Annotated in this window: 15 protein-coding genes and 2 pseudogenes; 5 read left to right on the top strand and 12 right to left on the bottom strand. The window is 61.2% G+C overall.

Annotated features, from left to right (window positions below; genetic code table 11):
* The first annotated feature begins 38 nt into the window (after nucleotides 1-38).
* The 3 genes from KHO31_RS06875 (at nucleotide 39) to KHO31_RS06865 (ending at nucleotide 4619) form a co-directional block, all read left to right on the top strand.
* A complete protein-coding gene (locus KHO31_RS06875) occupies nucleotides 39-956 on the top strand; it encodes a hypothetical protein (protein WP_201079295.1) in 918 nt (305 codons plus the stop codon).
* 254 nt (nucleotides 957-1210) lie between these two features.
* The gene (styD, locus tag KHO31_RS06870) at nucleotides 1211-2692 is read left to right on the top strand and encodes a phenylacetaldehyde dehydrogenase StyD (protein WP_201079297.1); all 1482 of its coding nucleotides are present in this window, start codon (nucleotides 1211-1213) and stop codon (nucleotides 2690-2692) included.
* Between the two features lie 991 nt (nucleotides 2693-3683).
* Nucleotides 3684-4619: a LysR substrate-binding domain-containing protein gene (locus tag KHO31_RS06865; RefSeq protein WP_201079416.1), complete on the top strand. Its 936-nt coding sequence runs from the start codon at nucleotides 3684-3686 to the stop codon at nucleotides 4617-4619.
* A gap of 152 nt (nucleotides 4620-4771) precedes the next feature.
* Here KHO31_RS06865 and KHO31_RS06860 read toward each other — a convergent pair whose 3' ends face one another.
* From KHO31_RS06860 to aldA, 4 genes are all read right to left on the bottom strand, one after another.
* Nucleotides 4772-6433, bottom strand: coding sequence for a GMC family oxidoreductase (locus tag KHO31_RS06860; protein WP_201079299.1), 1662 nt, complete (start codon nucleotides 6431-6433; stop codon nucleotides 4772-4774).
* Nucleotides 6434-6534: 101 nt separating this feature from the next.
* A complete protein-coding gene (locus KHO31_RS06855; protein WP_201079301.1) occupies nucleotides 6535-7752 on the bottom strand; it encodes a mandelate racemase/muconate lactonizing enzyme family protein in 1218 nt (405 codons plus the stop codon).
* Nucleotides 7753-9075: an MFS transporter gene (locus KHO31_RS06850; RefSeq protein ID WP_201141087.1), complete on the bottom strand. Its 1323-nt coding sequence runs from the start codon at nucleotides 9073-9075 to the stop codon at nucleotides 7753-7755. It lies immediately after the preceding gene.
* 151 nt (nucleotides 9076-9226) lie between these two features.
* Nucleotides 9227-10651 (bottom strand): aldehyde dehydrogenase, encoded by a 1425-nt coding sequence (gene aldA / locus KHO31_RS06845; protein WP_211622935.1) that lies wholly within the window; start codon nucleotides 10649-10651, stop codon nucleotides 9227-9229.
* Between the two features lie 297 nt (nucleotides 10652-10948).
* Between aldA and KHO31_RS06840 the strand changes: the two genes are divergently transcribed.
* Complete coding sequence (locus tag KHO31_RS06840; protein ID WP_211622933.1) at nucleotides 10949-12106, top strand: porin; 1158 nt, start codon at nucleotides 10949-10951, stop codon at nucleotides 12104-12106.
* A gap of 4 nt (nucleotides 12107-12110) precedes the next feature.
* Here KHO31_RS06840 and KHO31_RS06835 read toward each other — a convergent pair.
* The 6 genes and pseudogenes from KHO31_RS06835 to nirB all read right to left on the bottom strand — a co-directional run bounded on the left by KHO31_RS06835 (nucleotide 12111) and on the right by nirB (nucleotide 21486).
* Nucleotides 12111-12478: pseudogene (locus KHO31_RS06835) on the bottom strand (ArsR/SmtB family transcription factor).
* A pseudogene (locus KHO31_RS06830) lies at nucleotides 12462-12677 on the bottom strand (SRPBCC domain-containing protein); the annotation flags it as partial. The pseudogenes KHO31_RS06835 and KHO31_RS06830, both read right to left, overlap by 17 nt.
* Nucleotides 12678-12757: 80 nt before the next feature.
* Nucleotides 12758-14125, bottom strand: coding sequence for an MFS transporter (locus KHO31_RS06825; RefSeq protein WP_201139227.1), 1368 nt, complete (start codon nucleotides 14123-14125; stop codon nucleotides 12758-12760).
* Between the two features lie 191 nt (nucleotides 14126-14316).
* A complete protein-coding gene (locus KHO31_RS06820; RefSeq protein WP_211622931.1) occupies nucleotides 14317-18519 on the bottom strand; it encodes a bifunctional nitrate reductase/sulfite reductase flavoprotein subunit alpha in 4203 nt (1400 codons plus the stop codon).
* Between the two features lie 40 nt (nucleotides 18520-18559).
* Complete coding sequence (nirD, locus tag KHO31_RS06815; protein WP_201079315.1) at nucleotides 18560-18913, bottom strand: nitrite reductase small subunit NirD; 354 nt, start codon at nucleotides 18911-18913, stop codon at nucleotides 18560-18562.
* A gap of 32 nt (nucleotides 18914-18945) precedes the next feature.
* On the bottom strand, nucleotides 18946-21486 hold the full coding sequence (nirB, locus tag KHO31_RS06810; protein ID WP_201139229.1) for a nitrite reductase large subunit NirB: 2541 nt from the start codon (nucleotides 21484-21486) through the stop codon (nucleotides 18946-18948).
* Nucleotides 21487-22249: 763 nt separating this feature from the next.
* On the opposite strand from nirB, the gene KHO31_RS06805 reads away from it, so the two are divergent.
* Nucleotides 22250-22630 (top strand): response regulator, encoded by a 381-nt coding sequence (locus tag KHO31_RS06805; protein WP_201079319.1) that lies wholly within the window; start codon nucleotides 22250-22252, stop codon nucleotides 22628-22630.
* Nucleotides 22631-22723: 93 nt separating this feature from the next.
* Here the strand turns inward: KHO31_RS06805 and KHO31_RS06800 are convergent, their stop codons facing one another.
* Together KHO31_RS06800 and glcC are read right to left on the bottom strand one after the other, a co-directional pair.
* Nucleotides 22724-23599, bottom strand: coding sequence for an MOSC domain-containing protein (locus KHO31_RS06800; RefSeq protein ID WP_201079321.1), 876 nt, complete (start codon nucleotides 23597-23599; stop codon nucleotides 22724-22726).
* Nucleotides 23600-23718: 119 nt separating this feature from the next.
* Nucleotides 23719-24486, bottom strand: coding sequence for a transcriptional regulator GlcC (gene glcC / locus KHO31_RS06795; protein ID WP_201086056.1), 768 nt, complete (start codon nucleotides 24484-24486; stop codon nucleotides 23719-23721).
* Between the last annotated feature and the right edge of the window lie 81 nt (nucleotides 24487-24567).

The raw sequence follows: 24567 nt of genomic DNA, 5'->3' as shown, positions 1-24567 counted from the left end.
CACAAGCCGGCCTTGGCCAACGAGCCAACGCACTGTGGATGAGCGCACTGGCGTTGGCCACGATGACGATTGTGCCGCTGTTGATGTCGCGCCTATCGAGGCCGCACACCACGCTTGCGACGGCTGTGACGCTGATTGCGGCGACGAGTGCGATGAGCGTCGTACAGGCATATGTGAGTGGCTTGGAGCATCGCATCGCGATAGCAACGTTGGCTATGGTGATAGGTGGCGCATTGCTATTTTACGGATGGCGTCTTGTTGGCGCGGCGGTCTCGCCGCCCGAAGATTTCGATCGGAATAGATACGCGAATCGAAGCGTGGACCATTTTTCCGGAGCCATCCACGCGACCGGCTTGACGGCGTTACTCGCATTGCTTGCGGGGTTGTCGAGTGGCAGTCTTGCGCGTTTCCAGCTGTATGCGATTTGCGGCATGAGTGGTGCGCAACCGATGTGGGAGATTGCGCTGTCGCTGGGTGCGGTTTGCGCGCTGGCGCTCGTCGCCGACCGATCCGGCAACAACAATCGAGTGTTGATTGTGCTGTACGTCCTACGAGCGGCGTTAATTGGAGCGCTTGCAGCCTTAGACAGCCCGACACTGGCACTGCCCGCGGCCAAGATGTTCTTGGTACTCGACTGCCTGACGATTCCGGCGCTCATGCAACTGCGAGGCAAATCGCGCGGCGCAATGAGTGCGGGCTGCCCTGGCGCGGCACACCATCTTGGGATGGTATTGGGAGCAACGTTATCGACGACACCGTATTTTTTCGGCGACGGATTCATGGTGCTGTATGCGCTGAGCGCGATTGCGAATCTGACGTGTGCTGGCACATTAGCAACCAGATGGCTCGCAAGACCATTGCGCAAGCACTCAAACCATCCCCACCACCGAGCAGCCCCTTCCGACGAGCACGAAGTGCCAGGCGGGAAGCATGACTGCCTTGTCACTCAGGGTTGAGGATGCGAGGGCACAGATTCCAGATGCACCACTACCTCCTCCAAGCCAGGGGCCCCACTTAAGAATTAGCGGTTTGAGCCGCTTTCTTTTGCCTACTTTTCTTTGCGGCAGGCAAAGAAAAGTAGGTGCCTGCCCCGCACAGGGGCGACGCTAATAAACCAATAACAAATCAAGGAAAGGCCAACGCCGTAGGCAAACAGACAAGCAACAAACGAACAGCACCGCCAATCTCACTCCAACGGAGACGAAGCAAAATGACCGAACAAAAACCCTCAGCAGTGTATCTACCCCAAACAATGTTCATCAACGGCGAAAAAACCCCCAGCGCCGCAGGCAAAACCTTCCCGATCTACAACCCATCAACAGGAGAAGAACTAGCCCGCATCCCGGACGCCTCAGAAACCGACATCGACCACGCGGTCAGAACTTCAAAAGCAGCCTTCGAATCAGACCTCTGGCGCAGAATGCCGCCAGCCACCCGCGAACGCCTGCTGCTAAAACTAGCCGACCTGATAGAGCATCACACCGACGAACTAGCCACACTAGAAACCCTGAACCAGGGAAAGCTAATAGCATTCTCAAGAATGCTGGAAGTCTCCGGCAGCGTCCAATGGCTGCGCTACATGGCTGGCTGGGCCACCAAAATCGAGGGCACGACTTTCGACCTGTCGATCCCCTTCCCTCCGGGCACCCGCTACAACGCCTCGACCAAGCGCGTGCCGGCTGGCGTAGTCGCCGCAATCGTCCCGTGGAATTTTCCGCTTTTGATGGCAGTCTGGAAAATCGCTCCGGCACTCGCATGCGGCTGCACCGTCGTGCTGAAGCCGGCGGAGGAAACGCCGTTGACGGCGATCCGTCTAGCGGAACTGGCACACGAAGCCGGCTTCCCGCCGGGCGTATTCAACGTGGTCACCGGCCGTGGCGAGACCGCTGGCGCAGCACTGGTCAAGCATCCGTTGGTGAACAAAGTCACCTTTACGGGATCGACTGAAGTGGGCCGCATCATTGGCCGCCAGTGCGCTGACGATCTGAAACGGGCATCTTTGGAACTGGGCGGCAAGAGCCCGGTGATCGTGCTGGACGATTGCGACCCGAAGAAAGCGATTGAAGGCGCCGCAGGCGCGATTTTCTTCAACCACGGACAGGTCTGCACCGCGGGTTCGCGCCTGTACGTTGCGCGGTCGATTTACGACGAAGTCGTGCAAGGCATTGCGGCGGTGGCAGACGGCATTGCACTGGGTTCCGGTTTCGATGCTGCGACGCAGATGGGGCCCATGGTTTCCGCGCGGCATCGCGACAAGGTCATGGGCATGATTGCGCAAGGCAAACAGGAAGGCGGCGAGATCCTGTCGCGTGATGCGGCCGTCGATGCGGATGGTTTCTTTGTGCGGCCGACGGTCATTGCCAATCGTGCGTGCAAGCCACTTTCCGTTGTCAGGGAGGAGGTGTTCGGACCGGTGCTGGTGGCGATGCCTTATGACGATATCGATGAGGTGCTGGTTCAGGCCAACGCGTCAGAATATGGCCTTGGTGCGAGTGTCTGGACGAATCAGCTCGATAAGGCACTGAGGCTGGTTGACGGCATCGAAGCGGGAACCGTTTGGGTCAATACCCACAATATGGTTGATCCTGCTATGCCGTTCGGCGGGTTTAAGGCGTCGGGGATCGGGCGTGAGCATGGCAAGGCTATTGTGGATGCTTATACCGAGAGTAAGTCGGTTTGTATTGCTTATTGATGAGGGTTTTTCTTGCGTTGCGCTTTTGTCTGTTTGCCTATGGGGTTGGCCTTTCCTTGTTTTGTTAGTGGTTTATTAGCGTTGCCCCTGTGCGGGGCGGCACCTACTTCTCTTTGCTGCTGCAAAGAGAAGTAGGCAAGAGAAAGCAGCTCACACCGCTAATTCTTAAGCGGGTCCCCCGCACAGCCACGGTAGTGGTGCATCTGGAACTGTACCCTCGCACATTCGACCCTGGTGACAAGGCAGTCATACCTCCGGCGGCGCTGCGCGCGCCGACGCGGTAGTTCATCAAGCCGCGTGCTGCGTTCTCGCGCCGGCGCTTACCTGGGGCGGTGTGCCGCCGTTGGGTCGCCAATATCGCGAGGCGAAGCCGTACTATTGGAAATGCGCTCTTGCAATGCGCGGGCCTGGCAACTCTCGTGAAGATCTCAAGATTGAAGCTGCCCCTCCGAAACGCCAGCGAATTCTGTCGTTTGCCAAGGCGAAGCCGATGGCCCCACTACGCAGAACGAAGCTCCGGGTTGCGGCAAACCCTTCCACCGGCGAATTCTGTCGTTTGCCGAGGCAAAGTCAATGGCTCCGCCACGCGAAACGAAGCACGGGGTCGCAGCAGACCCTTCCGGCGAGCACGGAGTGCGAGGCGGGAAGTATGATTGCCTTGTCACTGACGCCGAATGTGCGAAGACACAAATTCCAGATGCACCACTACCGCGACTGTGCGGGGGACCCGCTTAAGAATTGGCGGTGTGAGCTGCTTTCTCTTGCCTACTTCTCTTTGCAGCAGCAAAGAGAAGTAGGTGCCGCCCCGCACAGGGGCAACGCTAATAAACCACTAACAAAACAAGGAAAGGCCAACCCCATAGGCAAACAGACAAAAGCGCCGCGCAGGCAAACAATCCAGCCAAAGCCCAACCCCCACAGCCAACCAAGTAAAATACCCACCACCCGCGCCGCCGCGCAAAGCCCCCAGAGCCAGATCTTGAAACGCAAAATGCCCGCGCTGAACGCGCTAAAAGCCTTCGAAGTCGCCGGCCGCACGGGCAGCTTCACCCGCGCAGCGGAACTCCTGAACGTGACGCAAAGCGCAGTCAGCCGGCAAGTCCGGCAACTAGAAGCCCAACTCGGCGAGACGCTGCTCCAGCGTCACCATCACCACCTCGAGCTCTCGGCCGCCGGCCGCATCCTCCTCCAGGCGCTGCAACAATCATTCGACCGGATCGAACTCACAGTCCGCAGCCTGCAGGAAAAAACCCACCGCAACCGCCTGCGTATCAACGCGCCCCCCACCTTCACGAGCCGATGGCTGATGCCGCGTCTCGGACGCCTGCGCGACGCGCATCCGCATCTCGAACTCAGCCTGTCGACCCGCATCGACGACAACCTCGCCGAATCGGGTGTACTCGACTGCGCGATTCGCTTCGGCAACGGCGAGTGGGAAGGCTTCGACAACCGTCTGCTGATGAACGAACGGCATATCGCCGTCTGCGCGCCCGCGTTGCTCGCGCGCCAGGCCGGCCGCGCGGCCATCGATCTGAATCAGTTCACGCTGCTGCACGTGCTCGCGAGCGCCGATCAGCGCTATCAGACCTGGCAGCACTGGCTAAAAGCAGCCGGCATCGACAACGTCGACACCCGCGGCGGCTACGAATTCGATCTGCTCGATCACGCGATCCGCGCGGCCATCGACGGCCTCGGCGTAACGATCGCCGATCGTCACATGATCGGCCGCGAACTCGCGGAAGGCCAACTCGTGCAGGTGCTGAATGTGCACGTCGACGGGCATCAGTCGTACTGGCTCATCACGCGCGCGGAACAGGACGAGCTGCCGCACGTTGCGCTATTCCGTGACTGGCTGCAGCAGGAGATCTGGTTGACCGAGCGTGCGCTCGATTCGTCGGAGTCGGCACAGTTGGGCGAAGCGCGTTAAGTGGCGCAAAAATCGTCCGAGTGCGGGCGGCTAAGCCACGCAGCGCCGTTTGAGCCACACCGGTGCCGCCTTACGTGACGCAAAAAAGCGCGCCGATTGCATCGCATCGGCGCGCTTTTCTCTCTACACCGCTAACGGTGTATTTCCATCAGTCAGGCAGCAGCAGCCAGCTCCGCCGTTTCGGGCTTAAAGGCGGATTCGACGGCGGCGTCCATGAGAATCATCTCGGCGCCCTTCTCCGCCACCATCATCGTCGGTGCATTGATGTTGCCCGACGTGATGTTCGGGAAAATCGACGCATCGACCACGCGCAAGCCGGCAATGCCGTGCACCCGCAAACGCGCATCGACCACCGAGGTGCGCGGGTCGTCGCCCATCGCACACGAGCCGCACAGGTGATAGATCGAACCCGATTGCTCTCGGAAATATTGCAGGAAGCCCTCACGCGTATTCACCTGCGGTCCCGGCGAGATTTCTTCGACCGTGATCTCTTTCAACGCCGGCGATGACATGACCTTGCGCACCAGTTCGCAACCCTGAATCACTTCGTCGATGTCCTTCTCCGTAGTCAGCGCGTTGATGCGGATCTTCGCGGCGTCTTCCGCGCGATTCGATGCGATCTCGATCGATCCGCGGCTCGTCGGGCGGCACGGATTGAACGCGAGCAGAAAGCCCGAATACGGCTCGGGTTCGAGATTCGCCTTGTTGCTCTTCGGAATCCGGTACGACAACGGATTGAAATACAACTGCAGATTCGGCTGCGCTTCCTGATCGTTGCCCTTGAAGAATCCGCCCGACTGGTTCACGCTCATCGCGAGCGGCCCCTTGCGCGTCAGCAGATACTGCAGACCGAGTTTGAGCTTGCCGAGCAATGGACGCATCTCGTCGTTCAACGTCTTCACGTTCGCGCGATAGTAGAAACTCACGCACAGATGGTCCTGCAGGTTCTGCCCGACAGCGGGCAGTTCCTTGACCATCGCGATGCGATGCTTCGCCAGCAACGTGCTATCGCCAACGCCCGAGAGTTGCAGCAGTTTGGGGGAATCGACCGCGCCCGCCGACAGGATCACCTCACGGTTCGCCATGAATTGCCGCGTCGCGCCGTTCTGCGTCACGCTCACGCCAATTGCCCGCTGGTTGCCGTCGAACAGCACGCGGTTTGCCAGCACGTCACGCTCGACCGTCAGGTTCTTACGCGTCAGTACCGGATGCAGGTACTCGAAGCTGCTCGACGAACGCTGCCCGTTGCGCGTATTCACGTCGTAGATGCCCGCGCCTTCGAAACGTGCGCCGTTGAAGTCGTCGCTGCGCTTGTAGCCGGCCTGGTCGCAGCCTTTGAGAAACACGTGGCAAATCGGATGGACGGCATCCTTCATCGGCGAGATACGGATCGGGCCGTCCGCGCCGTGATACTCGGTGTTGCCGAGCGGATGCGATTCGAGCTTGCGGAAATACGGCAGCACCTCGCCAAACGCCCAGCCCGGGTTGCCCGCCGCCGCCCAGTCGTCGAAATCATGCGGCTGGCCGCGCACGTAGATCATCGCGTTGATCGAGCCTGAGCCGCCCTGCACTTTGCCGCGCGGGCAATAGATTGGCCGGTTGTCGAGTTCCTTTTCTGGCTCGCTGTAGTACATCCAGTTATAGGTTTCGTTGTAGTACGTCTTGGTGAAACCCACGGGAATCTTGAACCAGAACGAGCTGTCCTTGCCGCCCGCTTCGAGCAGCAGTACCGAATATTGGCCCGACGCCGAAAGGCGATTGGCGAGAATGCAGCCCGCCGAACCTGCGCCGACGATGATGTAATCGTAGTTCATGCTCTATATCGCCAGACGGCGCCCAATCCATTGAATGCGTAAAACAATGTGAAACTCGCAGCTTGAAACTTGCAGGTCGAACCTGCAGGTTCAATCCGGGCTCAACCCTTGGCCGGCGCGAGATCTTTCACGTCGGCGGGTTGCGAGGCCATTTGCAGATGCAGACGCTCGCCGGTGTACGGCGTGTGCTGCCTGACGACGTCCATGTTCAACTCCACGCCCAGACCCGGTTCCTGCGAAGGAATGATGTAGCCGTCTTCCCACTGAATCGGCTTCTTCAACACCGCCGCATGAAAGCCGTCCCACGTGCCGATGCTTTCCTGAATCAGAAAGTTCGGCGTGCAAGCAGCGAGCTGGATGCTGGCAGCCGCGCCGATCGGCCCGTTGTATAGATGTGGTGCGATCTGCGCGTAGTACACCTCGGCGATCGCCGCGACTTTCTTCGCTTCGAGCAGGCCGCCCACACGCGCCACATTCAGTTGCAGAATCGACGCCGCACCCGCTTCGAGCAGCTTGAAGAATTCATACTTGGTGGTCAGGCGTTCGCCCGCGGCAATCGGAATACTCGTGTGCTGCGCGACTTGCGCCATCGCGCCTTCCTGCCCCGGCGGCACCGGTTCTTCGAACCACAACGGATCGTATTTCTCGAGACGTTTGGCGAGCCGGATTGCCGACGACGGCACCATCTGTCCATGCGTGCCGAACAGCAGATCGGCCTTGCTGCCGACGGCTTCGCGCACGCGGCGGCAGAAAGTCTCGCAACGGTCGAGTACTTCCATCGACAGTTGGTGACCCGAGTAAGCCGTGTACGGCCCCGCCGGATCGAACTTCACCGCAGTGAAGCCACGCTTCACGTTTTCAACGGCGCATTCAGCGGCGAGATCGGGATCGTCGTAGTCGTATTCGCCGCGGCTGTTCTTCGGATAGAGATACGTGTACGAACGCAGACGCGGGTTCACCATGCCGCCCAACAGCTCGTACACCGGCTTGTTCGCCGCCTTGCCGATGATGTCCCAGCACGCCATTTCCAGCCCGCTGACCACGCCCATCATCGTCAGATCGGGGCGTTGCGTGAAGCCGCTCGAATACGCTTCGCGCCAGAGCCGCTCGATATGATGCGGATCTTTATCGAGCAGATAACGGCCGAATACATCGTCGATGATGTGGGTCATCGCCTTCGGATGGAACGTCGCCGAATAGATTTCGCCGACACCCTCAATACCGCAATCGGTCTTGAGCTTGACGAAGATCCAGTACATGCCACCCACGTGCGGCGGCGGTACGGCGACGATATGCGTTTCGAGCGAGACGACTTTCATTTACGCAACCCCTTTCCTATTAAGCATGTTTCGTAGCGCCAGGCCGGCAAAGCCGCCGAGCGCCGCCACTCCGGCCACATAACCGAAGTAAAGCTGGTAACCGAAGACGCCCGGGAAGTTCTGCGTCAGATAGCCGTTGATCAACGGCAGGAACACGTCGGGTGAATAGCCGAGTACGGAGATCAGGCCGATGGCGAGGCCCATCGTTTCGACCGGGATCTTGCAGCGATCCAAGAGCGACCAGTACAGACCTCGAATCGCGTAAGTCAGAATGCCGATGAAGAGCACGAGGAACACCAGCAGCACGTGGCTCGAGATACGTGGCGCTGCCATCAGGCCCAGCAGCGAGACTGCCGCGAGAAAGAGCGCGATCACCAGCACCGAGACTTTCGAATAACGGTCGCCGAGAAAGCCGCCGCCGATGCCGCCGATCGGCCGCATCCACAGCTTGAGCGTGGTAATCGTGCCGGCCATCACCACCGTCAAGCCAATCTCTCTTTCATGCAGATACGCGGAGAAACTGTAGGTGGCCCAGAACACCTGATAGCCGCAGAACACGATGGCCGCGACCAGCCACAATTCGGGAATCGACGCGAGCGTTTTCAGATCGACCAGCACGTTGCTGCGTTTCTTCGCGGCACGATTGGCGGCAGCGTCTTTTGCGCCTTGCGGGTCTTTGACGAGCGCGAGTACCACACCGAGCGCGATGCACAGAAACGCGTACATGTAGACGACCAGCTTGAAGCCGGCCGCAACCGGCTCCCCTTTGGTCTGCGTGAACCACGCGAATAGCGTGATCGCGATAGTCGCGAGCATGGCTTCGATCAAGCCGCGTCCGCCGTCGAGCAAACCGAAGAAGCGGCCCTGCTCCTGCGTGCCGGCGATCATCGACACGCGTTTGATGACGGCGGCCCAGAAGGTCAATCCGGTCGACAAACCCCAGCCGCCGAAGATCAGCATCAGCACCTGGAACGAAGGCGCGGTCGAATACCACAGGCCGAGCACGCCGGTTGCAATCAGCGAAAAGCAGATCAGCAGGCGCGGTGCGATCCGGTCGGCGAGCCAGCCGCTCGGCAGGTAGCTCAGCAGAAAGATCGTGCCGAGCGACGAATACAGATAGCCGAGTTGACTATCGGTGATGTGAAACACTTCGAGCATCGTCGGCTGATAGACCTGCCGCAGATACAGAATCGGGTAAATCGCGCCGGCTGCCACCACCAGCAACATGAGCTGGATGTAGCGTTGAGCCTTGTTGTTTTGCAGCGCGGTTTCTGCGTCGCTTGAGGCAAGCGACGCGGTGGTTTGAACGGGTTGAGATGACACGTGAGCGCTCCTGAGAGACACAGCGCCGGTCTACCGGTCTGCCGGATCTCCAAATTTTTTTATAAGTGCAGCGGATTTGCTGCGTTTCTGCGGGTTTCAAGGCGACGCGTGCCGTCTACTCCGAATCGCGCGGCACGCGCCGGTTTCAGCTTCAGTACTTCATGACCACGAGTCGGGTCTGCGTGAATTCGAGCATGCCGTGCTTGCCGTCGTCGCCGCCGAGACCCGAGCGTTTCCAGCCCGCGTGGAAACCTTGGTACGGGTCGGCAGGCGTGCGGTTCACGTATAACTCGCCTGCTTCGATGCCGTTGGCGATCTTCATCGCACTGCGGTAGTTCTCGGTATAAAGCACCGACGACAAACCAAATTGATGGTCGTTGGCCATCTCCAGTGCTTCGTCCAGCGTGCGGTATTTGACGACCGGCATGATCGGACCGAAGGTTTCTTCCTGGATGATTTCCATGTCCTGACGGCAGTTCGACAACAGCGTAGCCGGATAGAAGAAGCCCTTGCCTTGCGGCAGCCTGCCGCCGGTTTCGAGCGTGGCGCCCGCCGCAATCGCGCGCTCGACCATTCCGTGAATCGACTGACGCGACGCGTCGTTGACCAGCGGACCCATCAGTGAAGGCTGTTCGCTGCGATCGCCGGATTCCACCGCGCTCATGTGCTTCTTCAGCAGCGCGACGAAACGGTCATGCACGCTTTCCTGCACGTAGACACGTTCGATCGCCGTGCAAAGCTGCCCGCAGTGCGTGGTTTTGGACGCAACCAGATCGCGCGCGGCTTTCTCCAGATCGGCATCCGCCTCGATGATGGCGGGCGTCTTGCCGCCCAGTTCGAGCGACGGCTTGGCGATGTTCGCCTTGCAATATTCGAGTACCTTGCGTCCCGCGCCGACGCTGCCGGTCAGCGTGATCATGCCGACCTTCGGATGCGTGCAAAGCGCTTCGGCGGTTGCATGATTCATCGTGAGAATATTCACGACGCCAGCGGGCAGCCCTGCTTTCTCAACCGCCCTGGCGATCTCGAAGGCGGAAGTCGGCGTGTTGTTGCTTGGGCGCACCACCACGGTGTTGCCGGCGATGAGTGCCGGCGCCACCTTGCGCATGAACGTATAGACCGGGTAATTGAACGGGATCAGACACGCGACCACCCCGATCGGCTCACGATGCAACACGAGGTTTTCGTCAGGTGTGTCGCTCGGAATCACCTCGCCTTCGATGCGGCGCGCCCATTCGGCGTGGTAGCGGGTGATCTGGCCGGCGTAGATCGCTTCGTTGGTGGCGTCGGCAACGCTCTTGCCCGACTCCAGCGCGAGCGCCGCGCCGATGGCGGGCGCGCATTCGGTGAGCGCGTCGGCGAGCCTATGCAGATAGACCGCGCGCTCGGCCGACGGCAGCTTGCGCCAGCCTTTCTGAGCGGCTGCTGCGGCATCGACCGCAGCGATTGCCTCGGCCTCGGTGGCGCCCGTGACGTGCGCAATCACGGCTTCAGTGGCAGGGTTGGTGACGGCGATGAGCTCGTCGCTTGCCGCGTCGATAAAGCAGCCGTTAGCAAAATTCCGATCGAGTCGCATGTCGTCTCCTGAGAAGCGTGGTGCAGAAACCTGCGCAGTGGCGCATTGCCTTCGGCTATTGCCTTCATGCCAAAGGTGCATGAACAGAATTTTTCTCCGGGGCACGGCCGCCCACAAGCGAATAATTCGCTGGACAAACATTCGAAAAAATCATGTTTATCCAGGGATGTGCCTCATACGCGATTCCCATCTCGAATAGCAGAATCCGGGCTTTGCCAAAAAGCAGCGGCCTCTGAACCTGTTCGAACCCCGTTTCGAACCACCCGGGCCGCTCGTTACCAACGCCTGGAGCTAACAATGAAAAAGAATGTCATCGCCACCGCAGCGTTCACCGCACTCGCCTCGCTGGCGGCCCCGTCCGCCTTTGCGCAAAGCAGCGTGACTCTGTACGGCGTGCTGGATGAAGGTATCGACTACACCAACAATGCCGGGCGCGGCGCGGTCTGGGAAATGGCGAGCGGCTATGCGCAAGGCAGCCGCTGGGGCATGAAGGGTTCGGAAGATCTGGGCGGGGGCATGAAGGCGGTGTTCCAACTGGAAAACGGCTTCGATGTGAGCTCGGGGCGGCTGGGCCAGGGCGGCCGCATGTTCGGCCGCCAGGCTTATGTGGGCTTGAGCGACGGCCGGTTCGGCACGGTCACGCTCGGTCGCCAGTACGATTCGGTGGTCGACTACCTCGCGCAGACCACCGCCAACGGCAACTGGGCCGGCTACCTGTTTGCGCACCCGTATGACAACGACAACACGGACAACTCGTTCCGGCTCGGCAACAGCGTGAAGTACGCGAGCCCGGAGATCGCGGGCTTCCAGTTCGGCGGCGTGTACAGCTTCAGCAACGACACGAACTTCGCGAACAATCGCGCCTATAGCTTCGGCGGCCAGTATGCGAACGGCGGCCTGCTGATTGCAGCCGCGTACCTGCAGGCGAACAATCCGGGCGCGGGTTCCACCGGCGCGATCACCGCGAACGACGCGAGCTTCATCGCCGGGCGCATGCGGGTGGTCGGCGGCGGCATCAACTACACGTTCGGCTCGGCGACCGCCGGTTTTGCTTACACCAACTCCAACTATAAGGATCCGACCGGCAACGGCTATATCGGCATCCCGCTGGCGGCGCCCGGCGTCAAGTTGAATACGCTGAAGTATCAGAATTTCGAAGTGAACGGCAAATACCAGTTCACGCCGGCCTTCTTTATCGGCGCGCAGTATGTGTACACGATGGAGAACTACGACGCGTCGACCGGCAGCGTGAAGCCGAAGATTCACTCGGTCGGTTTAATGGCCGATTACAACCTGACCAAACGCACAGACGTTTATGTGCAGGGCGAGTACCAGAAGGTGGCTGGCGACTCGACCAACTCGATTCTCGACAACGCGTTCATTCCGGGCGTGCAGGCGCCCTCGTCGACGGGGAATCAGGTCGCCGTGCGGGTCGCGTTGCGGCACAAGTTCTGAGGGTTCAATCCTCCTCCACCGCCGCCTTCAATCTCAACAACGCGTGATCCCACTGCTGCGAGATCGCTCGAGCGCGCGTCGCGCTTCGTCGAAGTGTGCCGGTTCGAACGCCCATAAGCGTTCACGGCCCACCTTGACGTCGCGCAAAAGCCCCGCGTTGGCGAGCACCTGCAGATGCTGCGTGACGGACTGCCGCGTGATCTCCGTTCCGGCGGTCAACTGAGCGATCGACATCGCACTGCCCGCGCACAACACGGCGATCAGGCGCAGGCGCGTCTCATCGCCGAGCGCCGCAAAAATCTGCGCGGAACTTCGCAGCATGGCTGCCTTCGCACGCGCATTACCGGCAGCCGGCTTATCCCTTTGCGACATACTTTTCGATGTTGACCATCTGCTCTTCCCAGCCGCCGCTATTCATACGGAACGCCTCGTCACGGCGCGCGGCAGGAATTCGATCGAAGCCCGATTCGATCACACGCAACAACGTGCCCGAATCGACCTCGCTCAGCTCGAATGCGACTAGTGTGGTGGGCTCCGGCGAGTAGTCGACCGACACGTCCACCGCGGCCGGCGGTTCGTCGAATGCGTGGACCGTATCGACGACCGGTTCAAGGCCAGGCGCATCGACCGCGACGCGGATGTCCAGTCGCGTTACTCCGTTGCGTGCGCGTGCATCACGTTACTGTGCATCGACCACGCCATCCACGGACGGCGCAGTGCGACGATCGAGAGGAACGCGCAAGCTGCCAGCGCGCCGAAGGTCGCAAAACCCATCTGATAGCTGCCCGTGCTTTCCTTCGCGATGCCCATCACGACCGGCAGATAGAACCCGCCGATACCGCCCGCGGCGCCGACGATGCCCGACATCAACCCGGTCCGGCCGGCCCAGCGATGCGGCACCAGCTGGAAGGTCGCCCCATTGCCCAGACCGAAGGCCACATACAGGCATAGCAGCAGCGCAATCCCGCCCACCATCGACGGCATCGCGGCAGCGAATACGAGGTCGCACAGCGAAATGATCGCAAGCAGGAACGTCAGTGCGCGCACGCCGGACACCTTGTCGGCGATCAAGCCGCCGAGCGGCCGCACGATCGCGCCGGTTGCTGCAAGCAGCGCCATGAACAGACCCGCATCGATCTTCGACAGCTGATACAGGTTGGTGAGCAGCAGCGAAACATACGAGGACATGCCGACAAAACCACCGAAAGTGATGCTGTACACCAGCATGATCACCCACGTGTCGCGCTCGGCCAGTACCGAGCGATAGCGCTTGGGCAGCACGGCAATCGCCAGCAGCGCGCCGATCACCGGCAACAGCAGCACACCTGTCTTGCCCGAACCGAACAGGCCCGCTTCGACCAGCAGCACGAGTACGATCAAGCCAACGAGCGTTACCGTAAAGCTGCCGAACGCGCGCAGCACGCTGCCTGATTTGATACCACAATCGTTGGCCCAGAAGTACAGCGTGATCGCTGCGATGGCGAGCAACGGCAGTGCGCCGGCCGTCGCCATTTGCCACCCGTAGTGCGTCGCCAGTTGTGGGAACAGGAAGCCGTCGAGCACTGCACCGATGTTGCCGGCAGCGGCGAGGCCCAGCACCAGGCCCTGCACCTTCGGCGGATAGTTGCTGCCGGCCATCGGCAGGGCCACCGCGAAGCTCGCACCGCCCACGCCGAGGAACACGCCGAGCACCAGCAGCAAGGTGTACGACGGCACGAACGGCAACAGCGGCAGCACGATCGTCGGCACAGCCGACAGCAACACGCCCATCAACGCGATGCGTTTGCCATGTGCCGATTGATAGAGGTTACCGAGTGTCACGCGCAGGATCGCCGCCGACAGCACGGGCACGGCGACCAGCAAACCTTGCTGAGCAGGTGTCATTGCGATGCTCTTGCTGATGAAGGGCGCGAGCGGCCCATACAGCACCCAGACGGTGAAGCCAGTGTCGAAATAGAGGAAACACGCCACTAGCGCGCGCCAGTCCCCACTCTTTAGGGAGCTCATCACATTTTTCATTAGACATCCTCACAGATACTGATTGTTCGATTACCTGGTGCACGGCGCTCATTTGCCGCGCACCGGGATAATCACGAAGTTGAATACCGGTCTGAACACGCAAGCTCCATGCCATCCGGGTCCCTCTACTGAAGCTTGACTGCGAACGCTCTGAAATCGTGATGCCGTGCCTGTGCCGGCCACCCTAGAAATCAATAAACATCGCGTGCGTAGCGCTTTTGTTGCGCCAAACGGCTCACATACTCAACGGCTTTTTCTTCACTCATGCCACCGTGCTGGGCGACCACGTGCTTGAGCGTCGCGTCGACGTCTCTCGCCATGCGGCTAGCATCGCCACAGACGTAGAAATGCGCACCTTCTTCGAGCCATGCCCACAGTTGCGAACCTTGCTCGCGCATGCGGTCCTGCACATAGATCTTTTCCGTTTGATCGCGCGAGAAAGCGACGTCGAGTTGGGTCAGCACACCGCTGTCGCGCATCGCTTCGAGTTCGTCGCGATAGTAGAAATCAGTGGCCGCATGCTGCTCGCCGAAAAACAGCCAATTGCGCCCCTTGTCACCACGTGCACGCCGCTCGTGCAGAAAGCCGCGAAACGGTGCAACGCCGGTGCCGGGACCGACCATGATGATCGGCGTGTCCGAAACGTGAGGAGGACGAAAGTGTGCGGATTTCTGCACGAATACCGGCACATTCACGTCCCCGGCCCGGTCGGCGAGAAACGTCGAGGACACGCCCTTGCGACGGCGGCGGCCATTGCTGTAGCGAACCGCGGACACCGTCAGATGAACTTCGCCGGGATGCGCCTTCGGGCTCGAAGCAATCGAATACAAACGCGGTTGCAGGCGCTTGAGCATGCCGGTCAATTCGGCAGCCGTCAGATCCACCGGAAATTCGTGCAGCACGTCGGCGAGCTGTTGGCCCCACAACCATTGTTTGAGGTCCGCTTTGCGCTCCGTAGAGAGCAGGTCGCGCAGCGTGCCGTTGCTGCTGCGTGCGGCAATGAACGCGAGCGCATCAGGACTGGGACGCGCGATCTCGTAGTGCTTGCCGAGCGCGTCGGCAAGGCGCATATCGCCCGCGCCGGACACGCTGACCGCAGCGTCGGCGCTCAAGCCGCTCAGGCTGATCAATTCGTCGACCAGTTCGGGACAATTGCTCGGCCATACACCCAGCGCATCGCCCACTTCGTATTCGAGGCCCGAATCGCCCGTACTCAAGGAGAAGTAGCGCGTATCCTTCACGGCGCCCTGCTTGTTCAGTTGCAGGTTCCTGACGAGACGCGATGCTGCCGGCCGCGTCTTGGTCGGCACGGCGCCTGGCACCACGGCATTGATCATGCCGCCCGGCGGCACCGCATGCAGCGCCGCATCTTCTTCCTTGATGCGCACGATGATGCTTTCGAGCCATGCATCCGCGCTCTCCTGATACTCGCTGTCACAGTCGACGCGATCCATCAGACGCAGCGCGCTGTGCGCGGCGAGACGCTCGTCGAGCCGGCGCCCATGGCCGCAGAACTGATCGTAGTTTCGGTCACCCAGTGCGAGCACTGCATAGCGCACACCTTCGAGGCGAGGCGAGGCATCGCTGCTCAGTTGTGACCAGAAACTTTGCGCGTTGTCGGGCGGATCACCGTCGCCGAAGGTGCTCGTCATGAGCAGCACGTACTGCGCTTTCGCGAGCGCCGAAGCCTGATAGTCCGCCATGCATGACGTGCGGATTTCGAAGCCCGATTCCATCAGACGTGTCGCATAACGGTCGGTGAGCGATTCGGTGTTGCCGGTTTGCGAGGCCCACAGCAGGGTCACCTTGGGTCGCACGCGCAAGATGCGCACACCGGATGCATGCGCCGCGTCGGACTGCGGCGCGGCCAGCGCACCGCCCGGCGACGCCGCATGTGTTCCACTGCGGCTGTAAAGTCCAGCCAGCAAACCGTCCACGTACAAGCGGTTAGTCGGATCAAACGGTGCACCGGCCGGCAAGACCGGCACGCTGTCGATGCCTTGTCCTTCAGCCGAGCGCAGGCCACTGACGAAACCGCCCAGATACGCCCGCTCGGTTTCCGTGAACGACGGCACATCTGTCTGTGGAAGCTGCAGCAGGCTCGTCAGTGCGTTGATGCGGGGCATTTCCATTTCCTTGGTGTTCGCCGATATTGCGCTTGCTGCCGCCGCGTCGGCCCCAACGGCTGGCATATCGATGAGCGTCTCATCACCCTCATTCGAAACCGGGTCGATGGATTCGACCGCAACCGGGCTCAGCGCAACAGCGCAGAACTTGAGTTCGGGTTGCTGCGACACTGGATCGATTGCGTCGCTGGTGACTGCGTTGATACACAGGTCGTCGCCGAAGACGTCGTTCCAGTGCATCGGTGCGAAGCAGTTCCCTGCCTGCACGCGCTCCGTGACGACCGCCGGCAATACAGCGCGTCCGCGCCGCGACCGGATCTCGACCGCGTCTTTGGCCTTGATGCCGAGCGTCGCGGCGTCTTCAGGATGAATCTCCACGAACGGGCCAGGGTTCAGCTTGTTGAGCATCGCAACCTTGCCGGTCTTGGTCATGGTGTGCCATTGATGCTGCAAACGTCCCGTGTTCAACACGATTGGAAATTCGCCATCGGGCAATTCAGCCGGGGCCGCAAAGGCACGTGCGAAGAACACGGCTTTACCGCTTGCAGTCGGAAACACGAGCCGCGGACGGGTACCGTCGGGCAGTTCCTTCAGCGTCTGGCTGACGCCATCGTTGACGTAGCGAACTGGATTGCGGTCCGCAGCGTTGTCGGAAGGAAGCGGCCATTGCAGCGGCGTTTCCTTCAGACGGCGATGACTCGCACCGCGCAAGTCATAGCCGGTTTTCGGATTCGACGCGCGGGTGATTTCCGCGAAAACTTCTGCGGCGCTTGCATAGGTAAACGCATCGGCGAAGCCCATTTCACACGCGACGCGCGCGATGATTTCCCAATCCGGCAACGCAGCGTCCGGCGGCTCGATGCCCTTCTGCATCAGCGTCAGATTGCGCTCGGAGTTGATCATCACGCCTTCGGCTTCGGCCCACAGCGCCCCAGGCAAAAGCACATCGGCGTAACGATTGGTCTCCGTGTCGAGAAAGGCGTCCTGCGAAATCACGAGCTCCGCGGCGCTCAAACCGGCGATCGCGTTCTGACGGTTGGCGACGCTCGCTACCGGATTCGTACAGATGATCCAGCACGCCTTGATCTCGCCCGCGGCCATGCGGGTGAACATATCGATCGTGCCGTTGCCGACTTCTGTCTTCAGCGTGCCCTTCGGAATGCCCCACAGGTCTTCGATAAACACGCGGTCGTCTTCGACCAGCACTGAGCGTTGCCCCGGCAAACCGGGACCCATGTAGCCCATTTCGCGGCCGCCCATCGCATTGGGCTGACCAGTCAGCGAGAACGGTCCACTGCCGCGGCGGCAAATTTTTCCCGTCGCCAGATGCAGATTGCAGATCGCGTTCGTGTGCCACGTGCCATGCGTGCTCTGATTCAGGCCCATGGTCCAGCAGCTCATCCACTCCGGCGCGGCGCCGATCATGTGCGCGGCCTGATGGATGTTTTCGACGGCGAGGCCTGTGATCTCCGCGACTTTCTCCGGCGTGTAGTCCGCGAGAAAAGCTGGCATCGCGTCCCAGCCTTGGGTAGCGTCAGCGATAAAAGACGCATCCGTATGGCCGTTTTCGTGCAATAGATGCAGCAGACCATTGAGCAACGCCAGATCGGTGCCCGGCTTGATCTGCATGAAGAGATCGGCCTTGTCTGCCGTCGTGGTGCGGCGCGGATCGACCACAATCAGTTTCGCGCCCGCCTTCACCCGGTCCATCATGCGCAGAAAAAGAATCGGGTGACAGTCGGCCATATTCGCGCCGATCACGAAGAACAGATCGGCATGATCGATGTCTTCGTACGACCCCGGCGGCCCGTCCGCGCCGAGCGAGAGCTTGTAGCCGCTGCCCGCGCTCGCCATGCAAAGACGCGAATTCGATTCGATGTTGTTGGTGCCGACAAAACCCTTCGCAAGCTTGTTGACGAGGTACTGCGCCTCGATCGACATCTGGCCCGACACATAGAACGACAAGGCGTCCGGTCCATGTTTGTCGAGCAGGCCGCGCAAACGCGCCGCCGTGCCGCTGATCGCCTGCGCCATCGGCAGCGGCATCGGATCCTGGCCGCGTGCATGACGAACGAACGCAGCTTCCAGACGGCCCGACTTGCGCAAGGCGACGTGTGCCGATTGGCCCTTCGTGCACAGCCGTCCGAAGTTCGCCGGATGTTCCTTGTCGCCGGAAATCTTCACGACCTGGCCGTCCTCGACGTGCAGCACCATTCCGCAGCCAACGCCGCAGTAAGGGCACACAGTCTTTACGCTAGTGGAGGACATGGCAGGCGACGTCGTTCGAAGAGGTTGAAAAATCAGTCGATCAAACCGCGACCCACACCTGACCGTCTTCCACCCGCGCGGAGAACGCGCTGACGGAATACGCCGGTGTTTCGAGGCATTCGCCGGTGCGCAGATCGAAGTGATGCTTGTAGATCGGCGAGGCAACCACCAGACGCTCGCCGAGGCTGCCGATCAACCCGCGCGAGATCACCGCCGCTTGCGAGCCCGGATCGTAGTTTTCGATCGCATACACGACGGTCTCCGCGTCGCCGTTGTCCACATGAAATACCGCGACCTGTTCGCCATTGACGAGCGCGCACACGCCCGTGTTCGGGACAATCTCGTCGATCGGGCAAATCGGTGTCCAGGCAAGCGGAAGGCGGTCAAGGTTCATGGCAGAAGTCCTCAGTGAACGACACAAAAAAATCAAACGGTTTCGACAACCACAGGAATCGATACGAGCTTCGATCTCCGCTCGGCCGTCGTCGCGGGCCGGATCTGGCCACGTTCCTCGACGAAGGCGACATTGCTGTCCGGCTCGCCGCTGTTGACGAAGTGACGGAAGCGCTTGCGCGTCTCAGGATCGGTGACGGCCTTCTTCCATTCGCATTCGTAGGTTTCGACCACGTGCTGCATTTCCACTTCGAGTTCCGCAGCCACGCCCAGACGATCGTTGACGACCACGTCGATCAGATACTCGAGGCCGCCTTCGAGGTTGTCGCGCCACACGCTGGTGCGTTGCAGACGGTCTGCCGTGCGCACGTAGAACATCAGGAAACGGTCGATGTAGCGCACCAGCGTGTCCTTATCGAGGTCCGAGGCGAGCAATTCCGCGTGGCGGGGTTTCATGCCGCCGTTGCCGCACACGTAGAGATTCCAGCCCTTCTCGGTCGCGATGATGCCGACGTCCTTGCCTTGCGCCTCCGCGCATTCGCGCGTGCAGCCCGATACGCCGAACTTGATCTTGTGCGGCGTGCGCAGGCCCTTGTAGCGGTTCTCAAGCTCGACCGCGAGGCCCACCGAGTCGCCGACGCCGTAGCGGCACCACGTCGAACCGACGCACGACTTCACCGTACGCAGCGATTTGCCGTATGCATGGCCCGATTCGAAACCGGCCGCGATCAGCTCTTCCCAGATGAACGGCAGTTGTTCGACCCGCGCGCCGAACAGGTCGACCCGCTGGCCGCCGGTGATTTTCGTGTAGAGCCCGTATTTTTTTGCCACCTGACCGACGGCGATCAAACCGTCGGGAGTCACCTCACCCCCTGCCATGCGCGGCACCACCGAATAGGTGCCGTCGCGCTGGATGTTGGCGAGGTAGTAATCGTTGGTGTCCTGCAGCGAGGCGTGCTCCTTCTTCAACACGAATTCGTTCCAGCACGACGCGAGGATGCTCGCCACGACCGGCTTGCAGATATCGCAACCGAGGCCGTGCCCGTGCTTCGCGAGCAATTCGCCGAAACTGCGCACGCCCTCCACGCGCACGAGGTGATACAACTCCTGACGTGAATACGGGAAGTGCTCGCACACGTGGTTGTTAACCGCGAGGCCCTGCTTCTTCATCTCGGCCTTCATCACCTGCGTGACGAGCGGCACGCAACCGCCGCACGAGGTGCCGGCCTGGGTCGCGCACTTCAACGCGCCGATATCGGTCGCACCCGCGCACACGGCCGCGCACAGGTCGCCCTTCGAAACGTTGTTGCACGAGCAGATCTGCGCGGCGGCGGGCAATGCCTCGACGCCGAGCGCCGGCTTTGCCTGACCGTCGGACGACGGAAGGATCAGGAATTCAGGCGCTTCCGGCAATTCGATGCGGTTCAGCATCATTTGCAGCAGCGTGCCGTATTCGGTCGCATCGCCCACCATCACGCCGCCGAGCAAATACTTGCCGCACTCGGACACCACCAGCTTCTTGTAGACCTGCTTGCGTTCGTCGCTGAACTGATACGCGCGGCTGCCCGGTGTGTCGCCGTGCGCATCGCCGATGCTGGCGACGTCCACCCCCATCAGCTTCAACTTGGTGCTCATATCGGCGCCGGCGAATTCCGCCGAATCGCCGAGCAGTTGCTTCGCCACCGCGCGCGCCATGTCATAACCGGGTGCCACGAGGCCGAACAATTTGCCGTTCCACAGCGCGCATTCGCCGATCGCGTAGATGTGCGGGTCGCTGGTGCGGCACGCGTTGTCGATCACGATGCCGCCGCGTTCGCCGAGCGCGAGACCGCTTTCGCGTGCGAGATCGTCACGCGGACGAATGCCGGCGGAGAACACGATCATGTCGGTGTCGAGGAAGCTGCCGTCGGCGAATTGCATGCGGTGCGTGCCGTTGTCGCCATCGACGATCGCCGAGGTGCTCTTCTGCGTGTGCACCGTCACGCCGAGTTCTTCGATCTTGGTGCGCAGCACCCGGCCGCCGCCTTCGTCCACCTGGACCGCCATCAGGCGCGGTGCGAATTCGACCACGTGCGTTTGCAGGCCCATGTCGCGCAATGCCTTCGCGCATTCGAGACCGAGCAGACCGCCGCCGACCACCGTGCCGGTTTTCGAACGCGCGCCGCATTCCTGCATGGCTTCGAGATCGTCGATGGTGCGGTAGACGAAGCAGTCGGCCCGCTCGCGACCTTGCACGGGCGGCACGAACGGATAGGAGCCCGTAGCGAATACCAGCTTGTCGTACGGCAATGTCTCACCGGTCGATACCGTCACCGTGCGCGCGTCGCGATCGATCGCCACGGCTTTCGCATTCAACTTCAGCAAGACGTTCTGGCGCTCGAAGAAACCCGGTTCGACGAGCGACAGGTCGTCAGCCGTCTTGCCCGCAAAGAATTCCGACAGATGCACACGGTCGTACGCGGGGCGCGATTCTTCGCACAGCACGGTGATGTCGAGGCCATGCGCCGCGTCTTGTGCGAGGCATTCGACCAGTTTGTGGCCGACCATCCCGTGACCGATAACGATGATTTTCATGACCGCGGCTTCCTCAATGTGCTGGGCTGGAATCGCTGCCGCTTGGCTGCTGCGCGAAAGCGATTCCGGAAATAAAAACGGCGTCCCGCGAACCCAGTCGATGACTGAATTCGGGGGACGCCGTTGTCCTGACCTGTGCTGCAGCGAGCGCTGTGTTGTTGCACTCGCAACGGATCCACGTTGATCCGATGGCAAGGCTTTACGCAAAGGCCGTGCCAATTGTGAAAAATTCCCGCTGCAGCCTTATCGCACGGGGCCGGGCGGCAAATGACGGGGACCTGCTGTCAGCACGATGCGCGGCACGTTTTGATGCAGCGAGGCACATGGATGGTGCGACGCAGCACTGTGCACGTGCGAGCGCGGGCGTGAAGGAAGCACCGAATTGCGCGACGACCCGGCTGCCATGCAACCCGAAGCGGTGATTGCGCACGAGCCGGTTGCGCAAGCCGCGTAAATCGAGCCGCAGCGTGGCGTGCCGTGAGAGCGGCCGTGTGAACCTGAATGGTGCGCGATCAGGTCGGCGAACATCTCGAACCCACTAATCGTGCGCGCATCCGAGTGCTCATTCGGATTCGGGTCGATTGCGTAGAGATTACCGAAATAGCTGCCGTCGGGCAAAACGATCGGCAGGGAAATAACTACCCACGTTGTAGATCCGCGCTGTGTGGTGACCGTGATAGACCGGGTCCTTGCCGAAATTGGGCGCCGATTCTATCGGGACTTCAAATTGCTCACTACAAGGAAAGCAAATGGGGAGAACCGGATGTGCAATGACGGCACCACACGCCTGCTGATCGCCGACGATGATCCGAATCTGCTGGCCGCTTACGTACTCTTCTTCAGTGCGCATGGTTTCGACGTCCGGACCGCGCGCAACGGCTTCGACGCGCTCGCGCAGTATTGCGCGTGGCATCCGGGCGCCGCACTGCTCGACGTCGAAATGCCGCGTCTCGACGGGCGCGCGGTCGCCCGCCGCATCCGCCGCGTGGCCGACACGCCAGCGCCCACGCTGGTCGCCGTGACCGGCCTCGCGCGCGAAGAAGACAGGCGCGAGTCGTTGCGCTCCGGATTCAACCATCATTTCGTCAAGCCCGTGCCGATGCCGGTGATCCTCGCGGCGCTGACCGGGCATGGCCCGCATTAGCGGGCATGCATCGGCGCCTGGCAAGGCGCTAATTGCCGTGCCGCCCTGCGCGCCGATTCAGGCGTTCAGCTCAATACCGGCAAGAACCCTGGCCTAATCGCCGAACCCCAATTCAGCTTCGACCGTTTGCCCGACACGCAGCCACGCCCCGGCTCCGCGCGCGACGATTGCATTGTTGCCGAACGTCAGCGCACCATTTCGCTGCGGATTCGCCCGGTACACGCTCATGGTGTCGGTGGGTTCATTCGGCCAATCGGGATCGGGCGCACCCTTTGCCTGATCGATGGTCGGCATCGGACAGCGCGAGCACAGCTTGACCAGTTGCAGTTGCACGGCCTCATCCTCTGCGCCATCCACGCTCAGACGCTCGACATAATCCTCTTCATACGCGTCGAGCCCCGTCAGCACGACGTTGGGGCGGAACCGGTCGATCGGAATCGACGACGCGCCCTTACTGTTCAGGCGCACATTCAGATCGTCGAGCGAGGCCTGGCCGATCACCAGCAGCGGAAAACCATCGGCGAAATGCGTGGTGGCCCCGCCGACGCTACCGGTGTAGTCCGGATCGACAATCCGCTCGCGCTCGGGATTGAAGCGCAGAAGCCGCGATGGCACGCCGAGAAAGCCCGAAAACCATGCGGCGCTTTCTTCGCCAGTGTCGAGCCCGTAGGCTGCGTCGCCCCAAACCACGGTTTGCACCTTTTGCGGTGCGCCAAGTGCGGCGGCGTCGAGCGGCGTGCGCAACGCGCTCATGCCCGGCGCGCGGATCACGAGTTCATGTTCGCCGAGTTCGACCTTGATCAACGCCATGCGTGGATGCGCACGCTGTGTGAGCATCGCACCGCTCGGGTCGGTGACCATCCAGCATCGATCGTATTCGAGGCCGGTGGCGAGCAGGCGCGCTTCGTTAAGCGCGATGCCGGCGCAGGATTTGATCGGATAGACGAAAAGCTCGCTGATGGTAGGCATGGTGTGGGCGGTGTGGGGGAACACGCGTTTTTGTATTGAAGCTCGATTGTAAAGCGCTGCTGCGCGTTAACTCCGGCGCTACGGTAATTCTGACACCTGCGCCCAGCCAGCAGCACTGACTACTCCCAGCCTTCCAGCCGCAACGTGGCGCGCACGAGCCGCTGCTCTTCCTGTTCGATTTCCCGCAGGTTCGCACACATGCTGTCGATATGATCGGCCGCCGCCTTCTTCGCCTGTTCGGGCAACTTGCCGGTGACGGCGTTGTAGAGCCTCGCATGCTGACGATCGATTACCCGTTTCTGCGGTTCGCGGTGATAGAGATTGTTCACCGACGCGAACACGGAACTCAGCAGCAGATCGGTGAGCGTGCTCAAGGTATGCACCAGCACGGGGTTATGCGAGGCCTCGCAAATTGCGAGGTGAAACGCATGATCGAGGCGCGCGTGGGTGGACGCGCTCGTCTCCTTGCCGTGGGCCGCGAGCATTTCCTCGTAGCGGCGCGTGATCAGCACGAAGTCGGCAGGCGTGCCACGCAGCGCCGCAAGCCGGGCGGACTCCGCTTCGAGCAAGGCACGCACTTCGAACAGATCGTAGAGGGTGCGCGGCTGCGAGCCGAGCAGGTGCATCAGCGGCGTAAGCGTGGGTTGCGCGGTGAGGCTGGCGACGAACGAGCCCTTGCCGTGCGATGTCTCGATGATGCCGCGCGCCCGCAAAAGCTTGAGCCCTTCGCGCAGCGCCGTGCGCGAAACGCCGAGCTTGTCGGTGAGGCGCCGCTCGGACGGCAGCGCCTGCCCCGTTTTCAGCACGCCATCGACAATCAATCGCTCGATACGCTCGGCGACGACGTCCGCCACCTGCCGCGCGCTTTCCTGATCCGCTGTCTGCATTGCAATTCCAACTGGTATGACCACTTTGAAATGCTAACACGTTGAAATCACGAATTCCCTTTACATCCCATATTCACCAAT

Source organism: Paraburkholderia domus, assembly GCF_905220705.1.
GTDB lineage: Bacteria > Pseudomonadota > Gammaproteobacteria > Burkholderiales > Burkholderiaceae > Paraburkholderia > Paraburkholderia domus.
Note: the sequence above shows the minus strand (reverse complement) of the source record. Positions and strands in the feature narration are given on the sequence as shown.

Excerpts from the sequence above, each read along its gene's own strand:
- KHO31_RS06825 (WP_201139227.1), bottom strand. The coding sequence starts at position 14,125 with ATGAAAAATGTGATGAGCTCCCTAAAGAGTGGGGACTGGCGCGCGCTA.
- KHO31_RS06855 (WP_201079301.1), bottom strand. The coding sequence starts at position 7,752 with ATGAAAGTCGTCTCGCTCGAAACGCATATCGTCGCCGTACCGCCGCCG.
- nirD (WP_201079315.1), bottom strand. The coding sequence starts at position 18,913 with ATGAACCTTGACCGCCTTCCGCTTGCCTGGACACCGATTTGCCCGATC.
- KHO31_RS06875 (WP_201079295.1), top strand. The coding sequence starts at position 39 with ATGAGCGCACTGGCGTTGGCCACGATGACGATTGTGCCGCTGTTGATG.
- KHO31_RS06805 (WP_201079319.1), top strand. The coding sequence starts at position 22,250 with ATGTGCAATGACGGCACCACACGCCTGCTGATCGCCGACGATGATCCG.
- styD (WP_201079297.1), top strand. The coding sequence starts at position 1,211 with ATGACCGAACAAAAACCCTCAGCAGTGTATCTACCCCAAACAATGTTC.
- KHO31_RS06800 (WP_201079321.1), bottom strand. The coding sequence starts at position 23,599 with ATGCCTACCATCAGCGAGCTTTTCGTCTATCCGATCAAATCCTGCGCC.
- KHO31_RS06840 (WP_211622933.1), top strand. The coding sequence starts at position 10,949 with ATGAAAAAGAATGTCATCGCCACCGCAGCGTTCACCGCACTCGCCTCG.
- KHO31_RS06860 (WP_201079299.1), bottom strand. The coding sequence starts at position 6,433 with ATGAACTACGATTACATCATCGTCGGCGCAGGTTCGGCGGGCTGCATT.
- glcC (WP_201086056.1), bottom strand. The coding sequence starts at position 24,486 with ATGCAGACAGCGGATCAGGAAAGCGCGCGGCAGGTGGCGGACGTCGTC.
- KHO31_RS06820 (WP_211622931.1), bottom strand. The coding sequence starts at position 18,519 with ATGTCCTCCACTAGCGTAAAGACTGTGTGCCCTTACTGCGGCGTTGGC.
- KHO31_RS06865 (WP_201079416.1), top strand. The coding sequence starts at position 3,684 with ATGCCCGCGCTGAACGCGCTAAAAGCCTTCGAAGTCGCCGGCCGCACG.
- aldA (WP_211622935.1), bottom strand. The coding sequence starts at position 10,651 with ATGCGACTCGATCGGAATTTTGCTAACGGCTGCTTTATCGACGCGGCA.
- nirB (WP_201139229.1), bottom strand. The coding sequence starts at position 21,486 with ATGAAAATCATCGTTATCGGTCACGGGATGGTCGGCCACAAACTGGTC.